The 20,526-nt window shown below is 70.2% G+C and carries 18 protein-coding genes; 10 read left to right on the top strand and 8 right to left on the bottom strand.

Features of this window, described 5'->3' with window-relative positions:
* Genes LWP59_RS27135 through LWP59_RS27095 form a run of 9 tightly spaced genes read left to right on the top strand, consistent with a single transcriptional unit; the run spans window position 1 to window position 11,348 of the window.
* The gene (locus LWP59_RS27135) at window positions 1–1,230 is read left to right on the top strand and encodes an MlaD family protein (RefSeq protein WP_229858127.1); all 1,230 of its coding nucleotides are present in this window, start codon (window positions 1–3) and stop codon (window positions 1,228–1,230) included.
* On the top strand, window positions 1,227–2,597 hold the full coding sequence (locus tag LWP59_RS27130; protein WP_229858125.1) for an MlaD family protein: 1,371 nt from the start codon (window positions 1,227–1,229) through the stop codon (window positions 2,595–2,597). Before LWP59_RS27135 ends, LWP59_RS27130 begins: the two co-directional genes overlap by 4 nt.
* Window positions 2,597–3,883, top strand: a complete 1,287-nt coding sequence (locus tag LWP59_RS27125) for an MlaD family protein (protein ID WP_144635750.1) — start codon at window positions 2,597–2,599, stop codon at window positions 3,881–3,883. Before LWP59_RS27130 ends, LWP59_RS27125 begins: the two co-directional genes overlap by 1 nt.
* Before the next feature lie 41 nt (window positions 3,884–3,924).
* On the top strand, window positions 3,925–5,220 hold the full coding sequence (locus LWP59_RS27120) for an MlaD family protein (RefSeq protein ID WP_229858122.1): 1,296 nt from the start codon (window positions 3,925–3,927) through the stop codon (window positions 5,218–5,220).
* A complete protein-coding gene (locus tag LWP59_RS27115; protein ID WP_144635756.1) occupies window positions 5,217–6,479 on the top strand; it encodes an MlaD family protein in 1,263 nt (420 codons plus the stop codon). Before LWP59_RS27120 ends, LWP59_RS27115 begins: the two co-directional genes overlap by 4 nt.
* A 12-nt stretch (window positions 6,480–6,491) precedes the next feature.
* Window positions 6,492–7,790: an MCE family protein gene (locus tag LWP59_RS27110; protein ID WP_144635759.1), complete on the top strand. Its 1,299-nt coding sequence runs from the start codon at window positions 6,492–6,494 to the stop codon at window positions 7,788–7,790.
* Between the two features lie 41 nt (window positions 7,791–7,831).
* Window positions 7,832–10,054, top strand: a complete 2,223-nt coding sequence (locus LWP59_RS27105) for an MMPL family transporter (protein ID WP_229858119.1) — start codon at window positions 7,832–7,834, stop codon at window positions 10,052–10,054.
* Complete coding sequence (locus LWP59_RS27100; protein WP_144635762.1) at window positions 10,051–11,142, top strand: peptidylprolyl isomerase; 1,092 nt, start codon at window positions 10,051–10,053, stop codon at window positions 11,140–11,142. The genes LWP59_RS27105 and LWP59_RS27100 overlap by 4 nt, the downstream gene beginning before the upstream one ends.
* Window positions 11,139–11,348, top strand: coding sequence for a hypothetical protein (locus LWP59_RS27095; protein WP_144635764.1), 210 nt, complete (start codon window positions 11,139–11,141; stop codon window positions 11,346–11,348). The genes LWP59_RS27100 and LWP59_RS27095 overlap by 4 nt, the downstream gene beginning before the upstream one ends.
* A 3-nt stretch (window positions 11,349–11,351) precedes the next feature.
* Here LWP59_RS27095 and LWP59_RS27090 read toward each other — a convergent pair whose 3' ends face one another.
* Together LWP59_RS27090 and LWP59_RS27085 are read right to left on the bottom strand one after the other, a co-directional pair.
* Window positions 11,352–12,515, bottom strand: a complete 1,164-nt coding sequence (locus tag LWP59_RS27090; RefSeq protein ID WP_229858116.1) for a LuxR C-terminal-related transcriptional regulator — start codon at window positions 12,513–12,515, stop codon at window positions 11,352–11,354.
* A gap of 95 nt (window positions 12,516–12,610) precedes the next feature.
* Complete coding sequence (locus LWP59_RS27085; protein WP_186383128.1) at window positions 12,611–13,555, bottom strand: 3-carboxyethylcatechol 2,3-dioxygenase; 945 nt, start codon at window positions 13,553–13,555, stop codon at window positions 12,611–12,613.
* Window positions 13,556–13,929: 374 nt separating this feature from the next.
* Here LWP59_RS27085 and LWP59_RS27080 point away from each other — a divergent pair, with 374 nt between their 5' ends.
* Window positions 13,930–14,802 carry a lytic transglycosylase domain-containing protein gene (locus LWP59_RS27080; RefSeq protein WP_229858113.1) on the top strand — a complete coding sequence of 291 codons (873 nt, stop codon included), beginning with the start codon at window positions 13,930–13,932 and terminating at the stop codon, window positions 14,800–14,802.
* 76 nt (window positions 14,803–14,878) lie between these two features.
* On the opposite strand, the gene LWP59_RS27075 is transcribed toward LWP59_RS27080, so the two are convergent.
* The 6 genes from LWP59_RS27075 to LWP59_RS27050 form a co-directional block, all read right to left on the bottom strand.
* Entirely contained in the window at window positions 14,879–15,868 is a 990-nt protein-coding gene (locus LWP59_RS27075; RefSeq protein ID WP_144635770.1) for a dihydrodipicolinate synthase family protein, read from the bottom strand.
* A 96-nt stretch (window positions 15,869–15,964) separates the two neighbouring features.
* Complete coding sequence (locus LWP59_RS27070) at window positions 15,965–16,840, bottom strand: VOC family protein (RefSeq protein WP_144635773.1); 876 nt, start codon at window positions 16,838–16,840, stop codon at window positions 15,965–15,967.
* A 7-nt stretch (window positions 16,841–16,847) separates the two neighbouring features.
* The gene (locus tag LWP59_RS27065; protein WP_144635776.1) at window positions 16,848–17,324 is read right to left on the bottom strand and encodes a cupin domain-containing protein; all 477 of its coding nucleotides are present in this window, start codon (window positions 17,322–17,324) and stop codon (window positions 16,848–16,850) included.
* Between the two features lie 10 nt (window positions 17,325–17,334).
* Window positions 17,335–18,099 (bottom strand): SDR family oxidoreductase, encoded by a 765-nt coding sequence (locus LWP59_RS27060; protein WP_144635779.1) that lies wholly within the window; start codon window positions 18,097–18,099, stop codon window positions 17,335–17,337.
* Entirely contained in the window at window positions 18,096–19,574 is a 1,479-nt protein-coding gene (locus tag LWP59_RS27055; protein WP_144635783.1) for a 4-hydroxyphenylacetate 3-hydroxylase family protein, read from the bottom strand. The genes LWP59_RS27060 and LWP59_RS27055 overlap by 4 nt, the downstream gene beginning before the upstream one ends.
* Window positions 19,574–20,431 carry an alpha/beta fold hydrolase gene (locus LWP59_RS27050; protein WP_144635786.1) on the bottom strand — a complete coding sequence of 286 codons (858 nt, stop codon included), beginning with the start codon at window positions 20,429–20,431 and terminating at the stop codon, window positions 19,574–19,576. Before LWP59_RS27050 ends, LWP59_RS27055 begins: the two co-directional genes overlap by 1 nt.
* Window positions 20,432–20,526: the final 95 nt, after the last annotated feature.

The following is a 20,526-nucleotide window of genomic DNA, read 5'->3' as shown; positions in this document are numbered from 1 at the left end:
ATGCGCAGAATTCCTCTCCTCGTGCTGGGGGTGGCCGCGGTGGCCGCCGCCGCGCTGCTGATCGCCCCTGGTGACGACGAGTACCCGGCGAATGTGGTGCTGCCGTCGGCGACCGGGCTGATCGCGGGCAGCAAGGTCCTGGTGAACGGGTTCGACGCCGGACAAGTGGACGAAGTGTCCATCAAGGACGGACAGGCCCTCGTCACCATGAAGCTGACCAAGGACTTCGCGCCGCTGCACTCCGGTGCGTCGGCCGGGATCGTGTGGAAGGCGGTGCTCGGCGAACGGCAGCTCGACGTCCGGGACGGCCCGAAGACGAACCCGGAGATCCCCGCGGGCGGCACCCTGGACGGCAAGGTGTCGGACCCGGTCGAGATGGACAAGGTGCTGGCCGCGCTCGACCCGGCCACCCGCGCCCACCTGAGCTCACTGGTGCAGGGGCTCAACGGCACCGTCGCGGGCAACGAGACCGACCTTCGGCAGACCGTCCAAAAGGCGGGCCCGGCGGTGGAAGCGCTCGGCGAGGTGCTGCGCGCCGTCGGCTCGGACGGGCCGGCGATCAAGGAGCTGGCCGGGCAGCTGAACGGCATGGTGACCACGCTGGTGAACCGGGACCAGCAGGTGCGCGCGATCGTCTCCGGGCTGGCCGGTGCGACCGACGCGGTCGCGCAGCAGCGTGACCAGCTGCGCGCGGCGTTGCGGAAGCTGCCCGGCACCCTCGGCACGGCGGACCGGACCTTGGCCGACGTGCCCGGCACCGTCGACAAAGCGGTGCCGTTGCTGGACGACCTGCGCCCGGCGACCGACCGCCTGCCCGCCGTGGCCCGCACCCTGCGCCCGGTGCTGGCTGACCTCCGTCCGACCGTGGCGCAGCTGCGGCCGACGCTGGGTTCGCTCGGCACGCTGCTGCAGTTCACGCCGGGCCTGCTCGACAGCGCCCACGGCGCGCTGCCCGGCACGGACTCCGCGGTGACTTCTCTGACGCCTGCACTCAGCTTCCTGCGGCCGTACACGCCCGAGGTCGTCGGCTGGTTGTCGAACTGGGGCTCCTCCGCCGCCAACTACGACAGCAACGGCCACTACATGCGTGTCAACATCCCCGCTGGAATGTCCAGTTTCGACAACAACCCGGGAGTCATGCCGCCCGGGATGGTCAGCGACCCGTTCCCGGCACCCGGCGCGATCGCCGGGCAGCCGTGGACCGACGCGTTCGGGAGTGGTGTCCGATGAAGTCACGGCGGAAGATCCAGGCCGTGCTGGCCACGGCCGCGGTGGCGGCGGCCGTGGCGGGTACCGCGGTCACCAACACGGATTCCGGCGAGCAGCCGGACAAGCTGACCATCGCCGCGGAGTTCGCCGACGCGAGCCCGCTGGTCGTCGGCAACGACGTGAAGGTCAAGGGCGTCACCGTCGGCGAGGTGGCCGGCATGAGCGTGCGCGACGCCAAGGCGATCGTCACCCTCAAGGTCGACGGGACCGCCTTGCCGCTGCACAAGGACGCCACGGCCACGGTGCGGCCGGTCAGCCTGCTCGGGGAGCGCTACGTCGACCTCGACCGCGGCAGCGCCTCCGCGCCACTGCTGAAGAACGGGGACGTGCTGCCGGCCGGGCAGACCGGGCAGGCGACCGACCTCGACCAGGTGCTCAACACGGTCGACGACCCGACCGGTCAGTCGCTCGCCGCGCTGGTCACGATGCTGGGCCAGGGCATGCAGGGCAACGGCGCCAACGCGCAGGCCTCGATCAAGGCGCTCGCGTCGTCCATGCAGGACACCGACGGGCTGGTGAAGCTGCTCGGGCAACAGAACCAGCTGCTCACCGACCTCGTCGACCACGTGCAGCCGGTCGCGAGCGCATTGGCCGCCGACAACGGCAAGACCCTGGGCGACCTCGTCGATTCCTCGCAGCAGGTGCTCGATGTCACGGCGAAGAACCAGGAGGGCCTCGACGCCTCGCTCGCCGAGCTGCCGGGAACGCTGGCCGCCGCGCGCGACACCCTCGCCGAGCTCACCGGAACCGCCGAGGCCACAACCCCGGTGCTCGAAGGGATGCGGCCGACGACCGACAACCTCACCGCCGTCAGCGACGAGCTGCGAAAGTTCAGCGAGTCGGCGGACCCGGCGCTCACAAGCGCGAAACCCGTGCTACAGCGCGCCGAGCAGCTGATGGACGCGGCGCGTCCGGTCGTCGAGGAGCTCCGGAAGGCAGGCCCCGGCCTGCGTGGCACCGTCGCCGGGGCGGACCCGCTCACCGCGCAGTTGACCGGCAACATCGAGAATGTCCTGAACTTCTTCCGGTTCTGGGCGATGTCGACCAACGGCTGGGACGGGCTTTCGCACTACTTCCGCGGCCAGGCGATCATCAACCCCGAGGAGATCACGGGGTTGCTGCCCTCACTGACCGGGACGCCACCGCCGTCCACGATTCCGGCCGCGGGTAAGCCGGCCGCTCCGTCGCCGCTGTCCGGGCTGCCCGGACCACTCGGCTCGTCGGGCCTGCTCGACACGAAGTCCCTCGTCGCGCCGGACGGCGGCGTGACCGGGCTCAACGAGCGCCAGGAGAGCGGCGTTCTCCAGTTCCTGCTCGGAGGTTCCTGATGGCCAAGCGCCGGTCGCGCAAGTTCTGCTCGGTGTCCACGGGCGTCGTCGTGCTGGTGGTGTTCGCCCTCGCGCTGCAGCTCGCGCTCACCGCCGACAAGGGGTTGCCGGGCGCGACGTACACCCTCGTCAACGCCGACGTTTCGGACGTCGGTGCGCTCCGCCCCGGCGACGACGTCCGCGTCGCCAGCGTCCGGGTCGGCCGCGTCAAGGACGTCCGGCTGGTCGACGGTGTCCCGCGGGTGACGCTCCAGCTCGACGGCACGCGGGAGATCTACCGGGACGCGGCCGCGGAGGCCAAGACCGTCACGGTGGCCTCGCGTTCCGCGCTGGGGCAGAAGTACATCGCGCTGACCCCGGGCACGCCCGGCGCGGGCAAGCTCGGCCCCTCGGACGTGATCCCGGCCAAGCGGACCGCGGGCTCCCAGGAACTGAGCGACCTGCTGAACGTCCTCGACGCGCCCACCCGGGACGCCCTCGGTTCGACCGTCCGGGAAGCGGGCGGCGGAGCAGGCGGGCACGCGCAGGATCTGCAGGACGCGCTCAAGGCCGCGCCGGAGATGCTGCCTGATCTGGCGACTGTGTCGAAAGCCCTGTCCGCCAACGACGGCACGGACCTGACCGCGCTGCTCACCACGGCCGACCGGCTCTCGGCCCGGTTCGCCGGCCGCCAGGAACAGCTGTCGGAACTGGTCAACCAGCTGGACACGACCATGCGAACCGTCGCGGTGGACGAGGGGAAACCGCTTGACGACGTCGTGGAGCGCGCGCCCGGCACACTGCAGGCCGCCCGGTCCGGCCTGCAGTCGCTGCAGACACCGCTCAAGGACCTGCACGCCGGCATGTCCCAACTCGTGCCCGGGGCACGCGCCCTAGGCCAGGCGACCCCTGATCTCCGGGGCGTGCTGCGCGAAGCCGTGCCACCACTGGGAAAGGTGCCCGACGTCGCCAAGCAGGCCGAGCCTGCGCTGACGGACCTGACGAAGACGATCGGTGACGCGCGGCCGCTGGCGCCTCGGCTGACGCAGACGTTCACCAGCGCCGACCAGTTCCTGCGGGTGCTGGCGCCGTACGCCCCGGAAGTCAGCGGGTGGTTCACGAACTGGGCCGCCGCGCTCTCGCACGGTGATGCCAACGGGCACTTCCTGCGGCTGTACCTGCTGTTCAGCGAGGAGTCCGTGCTCGGGCAGGGCGGTCTGCGGGATCCGCTGGTCGCCAGGAACCCCTATCCCGCGCCGGGTGAGGCGGCCCAGGACGCCCGCAAGATTCCAGGAGGCAACCGGTGAAGGCCTTCGCATTTCGTTTCCGCTCAGGGCACCGGCGGCCGATGTCGGCGTTCAAGCTCGGGGTCGTCGTACTCGTGGTGACGTTGCTGGCCGGGTACGCGCTGCTCGAGAAGGACCGCGTCGCGACCGCATTGCGCCCAGGGGACATCGTCCGGGTCCAGTTCGCCCAGGACTACCACCTGCAGCCGTTCGTCTCCCAGGTCAAGATCGCCGGCGTCCCCGTGGGCGTGGTGTCCTCGGTCAGCCGGACCGGTGACGGCTCGGCACTGGTCGAACTCAAGGTGGACGACGGCGTCACAGGCAAGCTGGGCGCCGCACCGAGTGCCGCACTGCGCCCGACCACGCTCCTCGGCGGCAAGTACTACGTGGAGCTCGTCCCGGGCGGTGGCAGGGCCACCTTCGCCGGGACCATCCCGGTCGAGCGGACCAAGATCCCGGTGGAACTCCAGCAGCTCGCGGACGCACTCCAGCCGGACGCGGTGAAGGGCATCCGGTCCGCGACCCAGAACCTGGACGATACCCTGCGCGGCGGCGGGAAATCGGCGATCGAGGACCTGCTCGCCGACGCGCCGGACACGCTCGACGCGACGACGCCGGTCCTGCAGGGTTTGCAGGGCGCGGACCCGAGCACCGACCTGACGAATGTCGTGCACGGGTTCGAATCGACCGCGCGCGTGCTGACCGAGAACCCCGGGCAGCTCGACTCGATCGTGCGCAACCTGCAGCAGGTCACCTCGACGCTCGACAACCGGCGAACCGACATCGCCACCGCGGTCGCCGACCTGCCGAAGACACTGGACAATGCGGACGACGGACTGGCCCACCTGGGCGTCACGCTCGGCAAGCTGCGGGACACCGCGGACCCCGCGCGCCCGGTCGCGCGCGAGCTCGACGCGTTCCTGGCGCACGCCGATCCGGTGCTCGCCAGGACCCGGCCACTGGTGACGGACGTGCGCGGCCTGCTCACCGACGCGGAGCCCCTGATCGAGCAGCTCGTCCCCGCGGCACAGGGCACCACGAAGGTCTTCGATGACGTCCGCGGGCCGGTGCTCGACCGGGTCAACGGCCCGATCATGAACATGGTGCTGTCCCCCTTCAAGGGCACCGGCATCTACGCCGGCGGCGGCTCGGACCAGCCGCTCTACAAAGAGGTCGGCTACATGTTCGCGACCATGGACCGCGCGTCCTCGCTCACCGACCCGAACGGCGTCGCCGTCGGCCTCCAGCCGGGTTTCGGCGGCGGCAGCATCCAGGGCACCCCGATCAACTTCGAGCAGCTGATGAACACACTCGCCCACCTGCAGGGCGCCACCCCGGAGAACAGGAGCGGCCGATGAACGCGCACCCGGGCCGGATCCGGCGGACCTGGCAGCGGATCTCCAGCGAACCGCGGCTCAAACGCAACGTCCTCGCGGTGGCCGCGCTCGTGACCGCCGGGCTGGTGGCCGGCGGTTACATCCTCACGATGCAGCAGGTCCGCGTGCCCTGGGACGGCAAGACCCACTTCTCGGTCACCTTCGAGTCCGCACCGGCGATCAACCCGTCGAGCCGCCAGGAGGTGCGGATCGCGGGCGTGGCCGTCGGCGACATCCGAGCGGCGAGCGTCGACGACCGCGGGCACGCGCGGCTCGAGCTGGCGATCGACAAGGGACACCAGGTCTACGACAACGCCCGGGTCCTGCTACGCCCGAAGAGCCCGCTGAACGAGATGTACGTCGAACTGAACCCCGGCGGCCCGCCAGGGAAGCCGCTACCCGAGGACGGGGTGCTGCCCCTCGCCAACTCAGTGCGGCCGGTGCAGGTCGACGAAGCGCTCGGGCACCTGGACACCAACACCCGGGAAGCATTGACCACCCTGCTGTCCGAATCGGACGTCGCGCTGGCCGGGGCGCCGGGCGCCCTCCCTAAGGGCCTCGGGTCGACCGATCAGGTGGTGCGGGACCTGCATCCCGTCGTCAGCGCCCTGCAGACCCGCAAGGAGACGCTGCAAAAGCTGGTCACCGCGTTGGGGCAGATCGCGTCGGCGACTGGCGACGACGACAAGCGGCTCAGCGAGCTGGCCGACTCTCTCCAGAAGACCCTGGCGACGGTGGGGCAGCGCAACGGCGACTTCGACGCCGCGCTCGCGCAGCTGCCGGACTTCACCCACCAGCTTGAGCAGGCCACCGGCAGCATCGGCGCGCTCAGCGCCCAGCTTGACCCGGTCCTGGACAAGCTGCAGGAGGCGAGCGGGAGCCTGCCCGGCTCACTGAAGAAGTTCACCGGCACGATCGACCAGCTCGGCGAGACCGTCGACACCGCCCGGCCGGTGGTCGACAAGGCGATACCCGTGGTCCGCGACCTGCGGCCGTTCGTCGGCGACCTCGACGTTTCGCTCGGCGACCTGCACGACGTGACCGGCCGCCTGGGCCCGATCACGGCGGCGGTGCTGCCGTATCTCAACGACCTGGCCGCGTTCGTCACGAACTCGCGGTCGATCACGAGCCTGCACGACGGGACCGGTGGGGCGTACCGCGCCATAGCCCAGCTCTCGCCGGAGAGCGTCACGGGCCTGCTGCCGCTGCTGCCCGCCCTGCAAGCCGCCGCCGCGCAATAGAGGGAGTGTCCAATGAGGATTCCCAGTTGGTTGGTCCCGCACATCCGCACCCTCGTGCTGGCCGTGTTCATCGCTGCCTGCGCCGGACTGTTCGGATACCTGTGGCTCAACTCCGGTGGCAGGTTGCCCGGCATCTCCCGGGCGGGTTACACCGCCGAGGTGCAGTTCCGCACGGCGTCGAACCTGGTCTACGACTCGGACATCACCATCGCCGGGGTCAAGGTCGGCAAGGTCCAGGCGTTGCGCACGGAAGGCGACCTCGCGCACGTCACGATGCGGCTGAACCAGAACGCGCCGCTGCATGAGGGCGCGACCGTCCAGGTCCGGAACAAGACCCTGATCGAGGAGACCTACCTCGAGATCACCGACGGCCACGGCCCGGCGCTGCCCAGCGGCACCGTGCTGCCGCCGTCGGCCGGCAAGGAGGCCGTCGAACTCGACGACGTGCTCACAAGCCTCGACCAGCCGACGAAGGAATCACTGGGCTCGCTGGTCCGCTCGCTGGGCGCCGGCACGAAGGACACCAAGGACGGCGTTTCCCAGGCCCTGCAAGGGCTCGGCGATCTCGGCCGGGAGGGGCACGGCGCGCTCGACGCACTCGCCGCCCAGTCCGGCGACCTGCAGGAGCTCACCGGCAACACCGCCAAGCTGCTCGCGGCGCTCGACACCCGGCAGGGCCAGATCGCCGACCTGGTGTCCGACGCCGACAAGCTCACCCAGGCGACCGCGGGCAGCGACACCGAACTCCGTGAGGTCCTGCGGCGGCTGCCGGGCCTGATGGACACCGCCAAGGACGCGAGTGGCGGGCTGAGCCGGCTTTCGCCCGCGCTGGCCCCGGTCGCGGGCGACCTGAACGCGGCCGCACCCGATCTCGGTGCGGCGCTGCAAGAGCTGCCGGCCACGTCGGCCGATCTGCGCGGCCTGCTGCCGGCGTTGAACGGCGTGCTCGACGCGGTGCCCGGCACGCTGCAGCGGGTGCCCGCGGTGGCCGCGGACGCATCGAAATTCCTGCCGACCCTGAACGTGGCGCTGGGTGACCTGAACCCGATGCTGTCCTACCTCGTCCCCTACGGCCGCGATGTCGCCGCGTTCTTCACCAACATCGGGCAGGTGACGGCGCGGGGCGACGCCAACGGCAACGCGATCCGGCTGTTCATGGTCTTCAACGAGCAGAGCGTGAAGGGCTTGCCGGCCAACATCGACGTCGGTCCGCTCAAGAAGAACAACCCGTTCCCGGCGCCGGGACAGTCGGCGAATCCCGGCCCGTTCACCGGTTCCTACCCGCACGTCGAGCAGGACCCGCCGAAATGATGCGGGTGAAGCTGCAGAGGCCGTCCCGCAAGGTGCTCGCGATGGCAGCGGTCCTCCTCGTCCTCGCCGGGTTCGTCGGGGTGGGCATGGCCAAGGCCCGCATCGAGACCGGCGTCAGCTCGTTCGTCCCCGGTGATGACCCCGCCGTGGCCGGGTTCGACGAGCTGAGCCGGTCGTTCGGCGGCGACCCCGTGGTCGTGCTGCTCGAATCGGCACAGCCCGGGCTGCTCCTCGACCAGCCGCACCTGCCATCGCTGGTCAAGCTGGAGGGCGAATTCGCGAAGCTGCCCGACGTCGCCGCCGTCTACGGTCCGGGAACCGTCCTGAATCAAGCGGCCGGCCGGGCCCAGGACCTGATGGCCGAGCTCTCCGGACGGCGCGACCGCCTGCGCGCGCAGGCACAGGCCGAGGCCAAGCAGCGTGGTGCGTCCGACCGGGCGGCCGGCCAGGCCGCCGACGCCGCCGTGGCCGGGTTCGACCAGCGCTACGGCAAGCTGCTCATCCAGGCCCTGCCCGCCGGGCTGCCGACGCTGAAGAACCAGGCGTTCGTCAACTCGGTCGTCTTCGGCGCGGACGGGAATCCCCGGCCGCAATGGCACTTCGTCGTGCCGTCGGCGAAGGCGGCCGCGATCCTGGTCCGCCCGCGGCAGAACCTCGACCAGTCCGCCACCGAACGGCTCGTCCGGGGCGTGCGGGACGCGGTCGGCGCGGCCCACATCGACGGGGCGAAGGTGACGGTGTCCGGCGTCCCCGCGATAGCCAGCGCACTCGCCGACGAGGTCCGTGCGGAGCTTCCCCTGCTCGGCGGCGCCGCGCTGCTCGCGGTGGCCCTCTGCTTCCTGCTGGTGCCGTGGCACCGCCGCCGGAACCGCCTGCTGCCGCTGGCCGGCTCACTGGCGGCCACCGCGGTGACCGTCGCCCTGTTCGGCTGGCTCGGCCGGCCGCTATCGCTCGGGGTGGTGGCGTTCCTGCCGGTGCTGCTCGGCGTCGGCAGCGACTTCCCGACCTACCTGGCGCGGCGGGCGGACCGGCGGGTGGTGTTCGCGGTCGCCGCCGCCACCGCGGCCGCGTTCGGCGCTTTGGCCTTCGCACCGCTGCCGTTCGTCCGCGACCTCGGGATCGCGCTCGGGATCGGTGTGCTGGTTGCCTTCGCCATCGGCTTGCTGTTCCGGCCGACCATTGTGGAATCCGTACCAGCGACAGTCCGCAACAGACGACCTGCGCGACTGCCGGTACGGCTGGGGGTCGGCCTGGCAGTGGCGGCGCTGGCGGCCGGTGGCTGGACGACACTGCCGAAGCTCGTCCTGCAGGGCGACATCGAGAGCTTCGTGCACGGGCTCCCCGCGTTCGACGACGCGCAGCACGTGGAGCAGGTTATCGGCTCCTCCGGCGAGGTCGACGTCGTCCTGCACGGCCCGGACGTCACCTCCCCGGCGGCGTTGGCGTGGTTGCGCCAGGCCCAGGACGTGACCGTCGCCCGGCATGGTGACCGGCTCCGTCCCGTCGTCTCGCTGCCGACGCTGCTGAACTTCCTCGGGCCCACGCCCACCAACGACGAGATCACCGCGGCCGTGCGCCTGCTGCCGCCCTACCTGACCGGCTCGGTCCTGCGGGCCGACGGGCAGGAGTCCGTGCTCTCGTTCGGGGCCCGGCTCGACGACGTCGAGCGACTGGTCGGCCTGCGCGACGACTTGCTGAACCAGCTTCCCCAGGCACCGCCGGGATACCACGCCGAGCTGACCGGGCTGCCGATCGTCGCCGCGCGCGGCTACGAGCTCGTCTCCGGCAACCGGTTCTGGACCAACGGCGTCGGCATCGCCGTCGCCGGGCTGGTGCTCGCCGTCGTGCTGGCCCGTCGGAAGGACGCCCTACGCGCGGTCGCCACCGCCCTGGTCGCGACGGGGACGGGCCTGCTCGCCAGCTGGCTGGCCGGGATCTCCCTGACCCCGATCACCATGGCGCTCGGGTCGCTCATCGCTGCCGTCGGGTGCGAGTTCGCGGTGCTGCTGGCGGAGGCCGAACACCGTCGCGACCCGGCTCTGCGCAGATCCGTGCTGCTGGTCGCAGCCGTTTCGACCGTCGGTTACCTCGCGCTGGCCCTGTCCCGGCTCGATGCCATCCGACAGTTCGGCCTGCTGCTCGCGGCCGCTGTCGTGCTGTCGATGGCCGCCGCGCGGCTCGTCGTCTGGCTCGCGCCGGGCCGCCCCGGATCCGCACTGGAAACAACCTCGGCACCCGATGCACTCGTGGGAGTCACCTCATGAAGATCACCGCATTGCCCGGCAAAGTCCGGCTGCCCCGGAGCCGCCGTGGCCGGATCCTGACCATGCTCGTGCTCGTCATGCTGCTCGGTGGGGCCGGCACGGCCTGGTGGTCGTCGCGCGTCGACGACTTGCCGGACGGCGTGGCCTTCGCCTACGACGGCCAGACTGAGACGGTCGAGCAGTTGCAGGACCGGATCCAGACCCTGAAGGCGCTCTACGGAGTACAGCCACCGGATGCGCAGGACACCGCCAAGTCAGATGCGTTCCGCCGGGACACCGCGAAGGCGGTCGCCGTCGGCATGGTGCTCGACCGCGCGGCGCGCGACCGCGGGATCGTCATCGCGGACAAGGCGGCGCAGGACGTGCTGACCCGGTTCATCTCCCAGCAGATCGGCGAAGGGCCGGACGCGAGGAGCAAGTTCGTGCAGGCACTCGGCAGCACGGGGACGTCCGAGGACGCGGTGCTCGACGAGATCAAGCGCCAACTCGCGGTCTCGCAGCTCTTCGATTCGGTCACGAAGGGAAGCTCGGTCGGCGACGCCGAGGTCGCGGACGCCTTCGCCAAGCGGAAGGCGCAGCTGGACACCCCGGAACGGCGGCAGATCAGCAACATCGTCGTCCGAACGAAGGAGGAAGCCGACCGGGCACTCGCCGATCTGAAGGCGGGGACGCCGTTCGAAACCCTGGTCGCGCAACGGAGTCTGGACAGCGCGACGCGCGACAATGGCGGCGACCTCGGCCAGGTGACGGCGGTACAGCTCGAGGACGGCTACGCCAAGGCGGCGTTCGCGACACCGCCCGGCGGGCTGTTCGGTCCCGTGCAGACCACACATGGCTGGAACGTCGGCTGGGTCCGTCAGGTTCTGCCACCGCAGCCCGCGGTCTTCGACCAGGTCAAGGACCAGTTGAAGCAGCAACTGTTGCTGGAGAAGGCGCTCGCCACGTGGCGAGGGTGGCTCGGGACGCAGCTCGCCGGCGCGAACATCCGGTACGCCGACGCCTACCGCCCGGCCGACCCGTCCGCGCCGCCGCAGCAGGCGCCGAGCTGGTCGCCGGTGCCCGGCCAGCAGCCCCAGCCGTCGCGATGACGGCGGACTTCGCGGTGCTCGCGGTGGTGGGCACGGTGCTGCTGGAGATCGGATGGTGGGGTCGCCGCGCGGCGGCCGGGTGGGTCAGCCCGGCGCTGCCGGAAGCCGAGCGCCTGAGGCGGATCGGGAAGCTGCGGGGGAGCGGATACGCGCTCCAGGTCGTGGGCGTGGTGTTCGCGCTCGCCGCGGTGTGGAGCATCTGGTGAGGCTCAGGCGGGCTCGGGCGTTCCCCTGCCCTGCTGCTGGGTCCGCAGGAAGAGCGAGACCGCTTCGGCGCGGTTCGCGGCGCCGAGCTTGCGCAGGATCTGCTTGACGTGGGATTTGGCGGTGTCCTCGGAAATCGTCAGCCGGGTGGCGATCCCCGCGTTGGTCTTGCCGTCGCCCATGAGGTGGAGCACCTCCAGCTGGCGCGGGGTGAGCGCCGACTCCACGAATGACCGGGTGGGCACCGGACCGGGTGGCGGGACCACGGGATCACCGATGATCGGTGCCTCCCGGTGCCCCGTGCTCAGAATCCGGTCCATGGCGTTGGCGATGTTCATCGTGAACTGGCCCACCTCGGTCCGCAGCGACTGGAGGCGTTCGACAAGCACGGTCCGCCGGAACGCGATACCGAGTCCTTGGGCGAAGGTGCCGAGCACCTCGCGGTCGAACTCGTCGACCTGACGCCCTTGGACATGCCGGTCCGCGTGCACCAGGCCGAGGACGCCGTCGTCGCCGGTGACGGGAGCGACCACATAGGACTCGAGCCGGGCGGCCTCGACCAGGCAAGCGAGCCCGCGCGTTTCGCGCTGCGCGTCCGTCACGAGCAGCGCACGCCGCCTGCGCACGGCCTCGGTCTCGACGACGGTGCGGTCCAGCACCGGGGACGCGGCGCGGCCGATCCGCAGAATCTCGGCGGCCCAGCCGGGATCACCCACCACGGCGCACGACTGCGGCACCCACACCGACTCCCGGATCTCGGAGAACAGCGCGCGGTCGAACCCGAGCTGGCACACGGCCTCCGGCACGCGTTCGGCGAGCCGGGCCACCGAGCGCGCGTCCTGGAGCCGGGTCAGTGCCTCCTGGACCTGTGCATGGACGCTCACCCGGACATCGAGCTGGGCCTGGCGCACTCGTTCGCGCACCTCGGAGACCTCGATGAACAGGTCGAGGGCAGCACCGGCGTGGCCGGACGCGGCCAGGTCGCCGACCCGCTTGGCGACCTCGGCGAGAAACTCGTGCGCGGCAGCAAAATCGTCGGCCACCTCCGCGCCCGGATCGCCGCCGAACAGTGCCTGGGCCCGGGTGGCGACCGAACGGATCTCGCGCAGGACGACTTTGGGGATACGGTGCCCGTGGCCGAGCCGGGGCGGAGTCAACGTTGACTTCATGGTTTCCTCTCAAGCCGGGACGAGCTACGCGGGGCGCGCGCCGGACCCGCGCGCGACCCGCGGGCGAACGGGTCCGGCGCGCGGCGTCCGGAGGGTCAGGCGTCGGCGGAAACGGCGGTGGTGACGGCGAAACCCGCCACCCACTCCGGCACCGGCTGATAGAACCGGTAGTTCATCACGTACTTCCCGCGCGCCGCCATCGCGGCATACGCGGCGATCCAGGTCCGCACCTCGTGCGAGGAGTTCCCGGCCTGCTCCGTGAACCAAGCGGTACTCCAGTTGTCGATACGCCGGAGTTCGCCCGCCGAAACCAGATCGAGGAACTGCTGGTCCCACTTCGGGTTGATCGGCCGCATCGACGACGTCCCCGCGGCCAGATCGAGTCCTGAGGCGATCACGCGGGCCTGTCGCCGGGCCCGCTCTTCGGGTGATGGGTTACGGCCGTCGATCAGCCGGGCGGCGACTTCTTCGGTGGCGCTTTCCAGTTGCGGCACCGGCGGATCGTGCGAGAGACCTCCGGAGCCGAGGAACAGCACGCGCTGCTCGTCCAGGTGCGCGCTGGCGTGACCGATCGCGGTGCCGAGTTGCCGGATGCGGCCGACCGGACAGAGGGGTGCGGCGACCGAGTTGATGAAGACGGGTACGACGGGTACCTTGTCGAGGCCGCCGAACAGGATCTGCAGCGGCTGGGAAAACCCGTGGTCGACGTACATCCGTTCGGACACCGCGACATCGATCCCGGCCGCCAGTACGTCCGTCGCCAGTGTCCGTGCGGACCCGGCAACCGAGAGCTCGCCGGCCGGGGTGTCGTAGTCCCCGAGCGCGGTGGCCCGCGTCCCGATGCAGAACGGCGGCATCATGTCGTAGAAGAAGCCGTTGTAATGGTCGGGTGCGAAGAGCACCACGACTTCCGGATCGAATTCGGCAACGAAGCTCCGCGCCTGTTCGAAAGCAGTCTCGACTCGCTCCCCGACAGCTTTCGGTGGATGGTTGAACCCGATCAGTGGCGAATGGGACAGGGCGCACACGGCAACGGGCATCGACCCGCCATCCTTCCTTCATCCTGATTGTTCCGGCTGTGAAACATGCTAGAATCTTAGCATATCAGTCTGGGTTTCGGTGAGGCAACGGAAAGGGACCTGGCATGGCAGTGCGGATCGGGAATTGCAGCGAAGGCAGTCAGCGGGCAGCCAGGGCAGGCCGAAGGAGGGTGAGAAAACGTCGCCGGATCGGTACCGCCGCTTGCACCGCGGTCGCGCTGACGAGCGCGGTCGTCGTCGGAGGCGGATTGCTTTCCGCCGAACCGCCGACGGGCGGGTGGGCGTTTCCCCCGACCACCATCAGGGCTGGCGCGCAAGTGAAACCGGCATGGCCCCCTGTTCGCGGGACGGAGCTCCCCGCGACGCTTCCCGGCGTGCCGGTGCTGCCGCAGCTCGTGGTGCTGGCGGACCAGCGGTGGGGTGCCGCCACCGGATCCGGTGCACTTTCGGGCATTCCAGCCACGGTTCTCGACGCTTACCGCCGGGCCGAGGCGTCCCTCGGTCGTGCGCAGCCGGGCTGTCACCTCACCTGGGCGTTGCTCGCGGGCATCGGCAAGGTCGAGTCGAACCACGCCCGGCACGGTGACGTCGACGCGCAGGGAACGCTGGTCCGGCCGATCTACGGCCCCGCCCTGGATGGTTCGCCGGGGTTCGCCAGGATGGTCGACGCGACAAGCGGACAATGGGCCCGTGCGGCCGGGCCGATGCAGTTCATCCCATCGACCTGGCAGAAATGGGGTGTGGACGGATCGGGTGACGGCAAGGTGGATGTGCAGAACGTCTACGATTCCACGGAATCAGCCGGCCGGTATCTCTGCGCCTCTGGTCGCGATCTGAATACGGGGACAGGACTCCGTAGCGCCGTCCTCAGTTACAACAACTCCGAGGATTACCTGAGCAAGGTCGTGGGGTGGATGCGAACCTATTCCGCCGGCTCGTTCGCCGTGCCGGACGCGCCGGGGTATGCCGGCGAAGATCCGACCTACGATGAAAGCGTGGCGCACGCCTCGGCTCGCCCGGCGTCGGTGCCGCCTCCGGCATCGGTTGCCGCCCCGGTCGCGCTCGCACCGCCGAGGCACGCGCCCCCTCCGCCGGCCAAGCCGCCCGCTCCGCCGGTCACGTCACCGGAGCCTTCGCCCGCTCCTGTTGCCGGATTGCCGGTCAGCGTGCCCGCACCGCTGGACGCTGTGGTCGCGACCGTCGGGCACACGGTCGGCGGGCTTCTCGGCCCGCTCGGCACGTCCTGAGCCCCGGGGGAACGAACTGATGGCGCCGCCCCGGTCAGCCGGGGCGGCGCCACCCACAAGCACCGTGCCCGGCGGGTCAGGAGCCCCGCTCGCGGACTTCGCCGACGAGCCGGCGCCAGCGGCGGCCGTTCTCCCGCGCGCCTTCGGCGTAAGCCTCGGGGACCAGGTGGTACGGCGGGCGCGCGGGCCCGGCGGTGACATAGCCGGCCTCGTCGAAGCGGAGCTTCTCCAGAGCGATGTTGTACTTGGAGAACTCGGGGAAGTTCGTCCTGGCGAGGAACGGCTCGTAGGTCCACTCGATGCGGCGCGTGAGGTGCCGGGCCGTATCGACGTTCCCGGAGCCGATCGCGTTGCGCAGGGCGAGTACGGGCTCCGGCCCGCACAGGGCGCTGCTGCTCCAGCAGCCGAGTGCCGCCTCCGGGTGGAGCGTGTGCGCCGCGAGCCAGTCGCTTTCCAGCGGCAGCAGCCTGAGCCGGTCGCCGGTCGCGGCGATATCAGCGGTGAACTTGGGCGTGATCGCGATGTACTTGGCGCCGATGATCTGCGGCACGTTGGCCAGCTCGGCGTAGACCCCGGACGGGATGGGGCCCTTGAACGCCTCGGGGTTGTCGTAGAGGACGATCGCCATGTCCGGGAACAGGCCGGCGACGTCGCGGTAGAAGGCGAGCAGGGTGTCGGCGCCGAGCGCGCTCCACATCGGACGCCCGAGGATGACCCCGCGCACACCCAGGTCCCGCAGGAAGCGGATTCGGTCGACGGTGTCTCTCGTGTTCGGTGCCGTCGCCCCGACGAACAACGGCAGGTCAGGCGCGGTGTCGGAAACCGCATCCGACACGCAGGCGGCGAACGCCTGCCATTCGTCCAGGGTCAGGGTGGCCATCTCGCCGAGCGTGCCGTTGGTGATGATCCCGTCCACGCCGTCGGCGACCAGGGCGCGGATCATGCGGTCGGACTCGCCGAGGTCGACGGTGTCGCGAGCGGTCAGCTCGGCTGCCCCGGGCAGTGCCGGGGTCGGGGTCACGGCGACGACACCACGCAGGTCGTCGACGCCGAACTTCTGCACCACGAGGCTCTCCTCATGTCAACAGGGAAAAGGCGATTCGCCCGGCGGGTCAGGTGGGGGCTTCCTGGCACGCCGGGCGAACCGGATTTCGGCGGAACTTCAGGACGCGTGGCCGAACGACTCCGGCGGTTGCAGGCCCCACGGGCTGAACGCCTTCGGGAAGTCGTCCCAGATCACCGGGTCGTTGCGGCGCACCCGCGGCATCTCGGCCGACAGCTCGTAGCGGTTGCCCGCGGCCCAGAAGTAGGTGTAGACGTTGCCGCCGACGCCGTGCCGCCCTGGCCCGACCTCGATCGGCACCCCGTGCCGGGCGAGTTCGTCGGCGGCCAGCTTGAGGTGGTCGAACGACTCCATCCCGAGCGCGTAGTGGTGCAGCGACTTCCCGGCCTCGGGCGTGGAGATGATCGCGATGTCGTGGTGCAGTGTGCTGGCCCGGCACCACGCCGCGCCGATCACGCCGGGAGCCGGGGCGAAAATGTCGGAGACCTGGAAGTCCAGCAGCTCGACCAGGAAGTCGACCAGCGGCTTGGGGTCCTGAGCCTGCACGGTGATGTGGTCGAAGTCCAGTGCGCGGATCCCGCCGCGGTGGGTCGCCTTCGACGGGTGCACGTACTGCGGCCCGCTCGAGAGCACCGCCAGCTCCATGACGTGCCCGGAGGGAGCCTGGAACTGCAGGGACCGGACCACGCCGGGGTGCTCGTCGGTGCGGGTCTCGGTCGCGACGCCGGCTTCGGCGAGGCGCTTCGCGTATCGGTCGAGATCAGCGACATCGTCGACGCGTAGTGCGAACTTCCGGACGCCGGTCCCGCCGGCGGTCAGCACCAGGTCGCAGCCGCCGTCGATGCCGACGGACAGCCGCACCGCGCCGTCGGACCGGCCGAGTTCCTGCATGCCGAGGACGTCGGTGTGGAAGCCGATCGCCTCGCCGAGATCGGCCACGGCGAGTTCGGCGTGGGCTACCTGTGAAATACCCATCGGTGGGTCAACTCCTGTCCATCTTGTCGTAGGGGATGTTCCCGGCGCTTTCCCGCCGGTTGACGCCGAGGGCGTCGAGCTGTCGCGAGTTCTCGACGAGGATCATGCGGACGCGTTCGGCGCCGTCGTTGTAGTGCCGGTGCCAGACCCACGGCGGGGTGTAGACGAAGTCCCCGGCCGACCACGTGAGTGTTTCCGGCCCGATCTCGGAGTAGCCGCTGCCCTCGAGCACGCAATGCACGGACTCGTGCAGATGCCGCTGGAGGTCGGTCGCCGTACCGGCCGGGATCTCCTGGAGGTAGAACTCCATCGACTTCGCCGGCACGTCGGGCAGCACGCCGACCCGGCTGGGGTTTCCGGTCACGTCCTCCTCAAGCCACCGCGCACTCGCCGAAGGGGTGACCAGGTGCTCCGGCATCGACCGCTCTGGGTCGTAGTCCTTCATCTGGTGGAGCTTGTGCATCCACTGCTCGAAATTCGTCATGGTTCTCCATCTAGGTCGAGGTCATCCCGCCGTCGACGACGTGTGTCTGCCCAGTCTGGAATCCGGCGAACTCCGAGCAGAGGTAGGCCACCAGCTCGCCGATCTCCTCGGGACGCCCCCACCGGCCGACGGGTAGTTCGGTAGCAAGCTGCCGTTGTTCCAGCTCGGCCACGGGCACGCCGGCCGCGGCGGCGCGCGCCGTGGCGAGCGCGCGCCGCCGCGGCGTGTCGATGTGGGCGGGTGCGATGACGTGCGTCGTGACGCCGTGCGGAGCCACCTCGGCGGCGAGTGACCGCGCCAGCGCGGCCACTCCCGCCCGCATCACGTTGGACAGGTGCAGCAACGGCAACGGCTTGACCACGCCGACCGACGTGACGTAGATCAGCCGTCCCCACCCGGCCGCCGACATCGCCGGCAGCACCGCGTTGGTCAGGGAGATCGCGCTGTCCAGCAGGAGCCGGTAGGCCGAATCCCAGTCCTCAGCGCAGAGTTCGGTGGCCTTCGCCGCGCGCGTGCCGCCGGTGTTGGACACCAGGATGTCGATGCCGCCGAGCGTCTCGCGCGCGACGTCGGCCGCCGCGGCCGCGGCGCCGGCCCGGGTGAAGTCCGCGATCGCCCAGCCCGCCGCCCCGATCTCGCGGGCGACCTCGCCGGTGTGCGGCCCGGTTCCCGTGATGAAGACTTCGGCGCCGTCCGCTCGCAGCGACGTCGCGATCGCCGTGCCGAGCCCGCTCGACCCGGCGGTGACCAGCGCCCGGCGGCCGTGCACCGTCATGCCGCCGCATCCTCGCCGGTGCCGCCGGGCAGGACGCCGGCTTGCCCGATCGAGGTGGCCAGCAGCCCGTCGATCAGGCCGAGCGGTTCGGACCAGTCGTACTGGTTGAACTGGGTGTTGATGCGGAGGAACAGCGGGTCGCCGGCGTAGAACCGCTCGTAGAGCTCGTGCCGGCCACCGAAGGCGGAGACCGCGAGATCGGCGGCCACCTTGTAGATCGCGATGCGGTCCAGGCTGTTCGTCTCGGGGCCGCGGTAGAACCGGGCGATGTCCTCGGCGATCGGCGAGCCGAACGCACTCACGTCGGCCGGCTGGTAGAGCAGGCCGCCGGCGAGGATCTGCTGCAGGACCTCCCGAACCCGGGGATACCAGCGGTTCCCGGAATTACGGATCGCGTACAGGGGCCGAACGTCGGGGAACAGGACGCCCTCGTCGTTGCGCTGGGCGCCGGCTTCGGCCGCGAGGACGGCCGCCCTGGTCAGCTCGATGTACGTGGTGATCTCGCCGAGCGCGTCCCGAACCTGGGGAAACTGGTCGGTCTTGACGATCTCGGTCGCCCGCTTGGCGATGCCGGCGACGAACTGGAGCTTCGCCAGCAGCCGGACCGAGGTCTGGACGCCGGTGAAGGCGTTGGAGTTAATCGCCCAGATCCTGTTGACCCGCTCGTAGTCCTGGTTGATGAAGACCCGCTCCCAGGGCACGAGCACGTCGTCGAACACGACCACGGCGTCCATCTCGTCGAACCGGCTGGAGAGCGGGTGGTCGAAGCCGTTCCCGCCGCCGAACGGTTCGCGGCAGATCAGCCGGACACCCGGGGCGTCGGCCGGGATGGCGAACGCGATGGCGTAGGGCTTCTCCTCGGAGGCGTACTTCCGAAGCGAGAACGGCCAGACCAGGATCTCGTCCGAGTACGGCGCGGCCGTGGCGAGCATCTTCGCACCGCTCACGATGATGCCGTCCGGGGTCTCGCGTTTCACCCCGAGGTAGGTGTAGGGGTCGGGCTGTTGCGACGGCGGCTTCGAGCGGTCGACGGGCGGGTCGGCCAGCGCGTGGGACAGGAACAGGTCGTTGTCCCGCACGTACTTGTAATAGGCGCGCACCCGGTCGGCGCCCTCGCCGAAGAATTCGGCGTTGGCGTTCCAAGCCACCAGCATCGCGCTGACGAAGTCCGTGCTGCGGCCCATCATGCCGAGGCTGGAATCCGCCCACTGCTTGTGCATGACGCGACGCAGTTCGAGGTCCTCCGCGGTGCGAGGCATCAGGAACTGCACACCTGCGTTGCCGGCACCGTCAGCCGGCGCGAAGAGCATGCTGTCGTTCTTGAACTGCAGGTCGTAGAGGCGGGCGATCTCGGCCGCGGCGCCGGACGTCGCCTTGTGCCCGGCCACGTCGGTGATCTTCTCGGCCCCGACCCACAGCTCGGGACTGTGTGCGCGCAGCCGATCGAGGTACGCGGCGCCGTTTCGTGCGGTCATCACTTTCCTTTCAGGAACCTAACGTGGGTCTCGTTGAACTGGTCCGGCTTCTCCCATTGCGGCCAGTGGCCCGCGCCCTCGATGACTTCGAGTCGGCTGTCGGGGATGAGCTCTTCCAGTAGCGCGGCTTCTTCGACCGACGCTGTCGGATCGTGGTCGGTCCACAGCAGCAGGGTCGGCGCGACAATCCGGCTGCACCACTGCGAGGACCAGACGTACGGGCGGCGGTGTTCCCAGTCCTGTACCGCGAGGATGTTGCGCATCGCGTCCTCGAACCCCGGCTGCGTGTAGATCCGCAGCCGCAGCTCCACGAGTTCGTCGGTGACCAGGCTCTTGTCGTGGAAGAGCCACTCGACCCTGGTGCGCACGCTCTGCCGGCTGGCCTGGCGGACCGCCTTCATGCTCGATTCCTTCAGCCCGGCCATCACCTCCGGCTTGTTCGTGATGTTGCCCGGCGTGTTGAGCACCAGCCGGTCCACCCGGCCGGGGTGGTGCGCCGAAGCCCACGCCGCCACCCAGCCGCCTAGCGACTCACCGGAGAGATGGGCCTTCTGGATGCCCAGTGCGTCCAGCAGCGCGATCAGATGGTCGCTGAGGTAATCAATCGTGTAAGGCCGATCGGGCTTGGCCGAATGGCCGTGCCCCGCCATGTCGTAGAGGACGATCCGGAATTCCTTCGCCAGGTCACGAACGTTGCGGGAATACGCCTCCAGGTGCCCGCCCGTGCCGTGCACCATGACCAGTGCCGGACCAGTGCCCGCTTCTACCACCCGGGTGGCGATGCCGGCCGCGTCCACGGTCCGCTGGCACAGCTCGACGCCCGCCAAATCGCCCCAGATGCTTACGTGCTGCTCCACAGCATTCCTTTCTGTCGCGACGTCCTCCCATATTGACATGCTAGAATCTCACACGCAAGGCGCTGTTGTTGCGAGGATCTTCACAGCGTGACGAA

It is taken from the genome of Amycolatopsis acidiphila, assembly GCF_021391495.1.
Taxonomy (GTDB): domain Bacteria; phylum Actinomycetota; class Actinomycetes; order Mycobacteriales; family Pseudonocardiaceae; genus Amycolatopsis_E; species Amycolatopsis_E acidiphila.
This window is presented reverse-complemented; position numbering and strand designations above follow the sequence as displayed.

Coding starts and splice junctions, on each gene's coding strand:
- LWP59_RS27135 (WP_229858127.1), top strand. CDS start 1: ATGCGCAGAATTCCTCTCCTCGTGCTGGGGGTGGCCGCGGTGGCCGCC.
- LWP59_RS27130 (WP_229858125.1), top strand. CDS start 1,227: ATGAAGTCACGGCGGAAGATCCAGGCCGTGCTGGCCACGGCCGCGGTG.
- LWP59_RS27125 (WP_144635750.1), top strand. CDS start 2,597: ATGGCCAAGCGCCGGTCGCGCAAGTTCTGCTCGGTGTCCACGGGCGTC.
- LWP59_RS27120 (WP_229858122.1), top strand. CDS start 3,925: ATGTCGGCGTTCAAGCTCGGGGTCGTCGTACTCGTGGTGACGTTGCTG.
- LWP59_RS27115 (WP_144635756.1), top strand. CDS start 5,217: ATGAACGCGCACCCGGGCCGGATCCGGCGGACCTGGCAGCGGATCTCC.
- LWP59_RS27110 (WP_144635759.1), top strand. CDS start 6,492: ATGAGGATTCCCAGTTGGTTGGTCCCGCACATCCGCACCCTCGTGCTG.
- LWP59_RS27105 (WP_229858119.1), top strand. CDS start 7,832: ATGGCAGCGGTCCTCCTCGTCCTCGCCGGGTTCGTCGGGGTGGGCATG.
- LWP59_RS27100 (WP_144635762.1), top strand. CDS start 10,051: ATGAAGATCACCGCATTGCCCGGCAAAGTCCGGCTGCCCCGGAGCCGC.
- LWP59_RS27095 (WP_144635764.1), top strand. CDS start 11,139: ATGACGGCGGACTTCGCGGTGCTCGCGGTGGTGGGCACGGTGCTGCTG.
- LWP59_RS27090 (WP_229858116.1), bottom strand. CDS start 12,515: ATGAAGTCAACGTTGACTCCGCCCCGGCTCGGCCACGGGCACCGTATC.
- LWP59_RS27085 (WP_186383128.1), bottom strand. CDS start 13,555: ATGCCCGTTGCCGTGTGCGCCCTGTCCCATTCGCCACTGATCGGGTTC.
- LWP59_RS27070 (WP_144635773.1), bottom strand. CDS start 16,840: ATGGGTATTTCACAGGTAGCCCACGCCGAACTCGCCGTGGCCGATCTC.
- LWP59_RS27065 (WP_144635776.1), bottom strand. CDS start 17,324: ATGACGAATTTCGAGCAGTGGATGCACAAGCTCCACCAGATGAAGGAC.
- LWP59_RS27060 (WP_144635779.1), bottom strand. CDS start 18,099: ATGACGGTGCACGGCCGCCGGGCGCTGGTCACCGCCGGGTCGAGCGGG.
- LWP59_RS27055 (WP_144635783.1), bottom strand. CDS start 19,574: ATGACCGCACGAAACGGCGCCGCGTACCTCGATCGGCTGCGCGCACAC.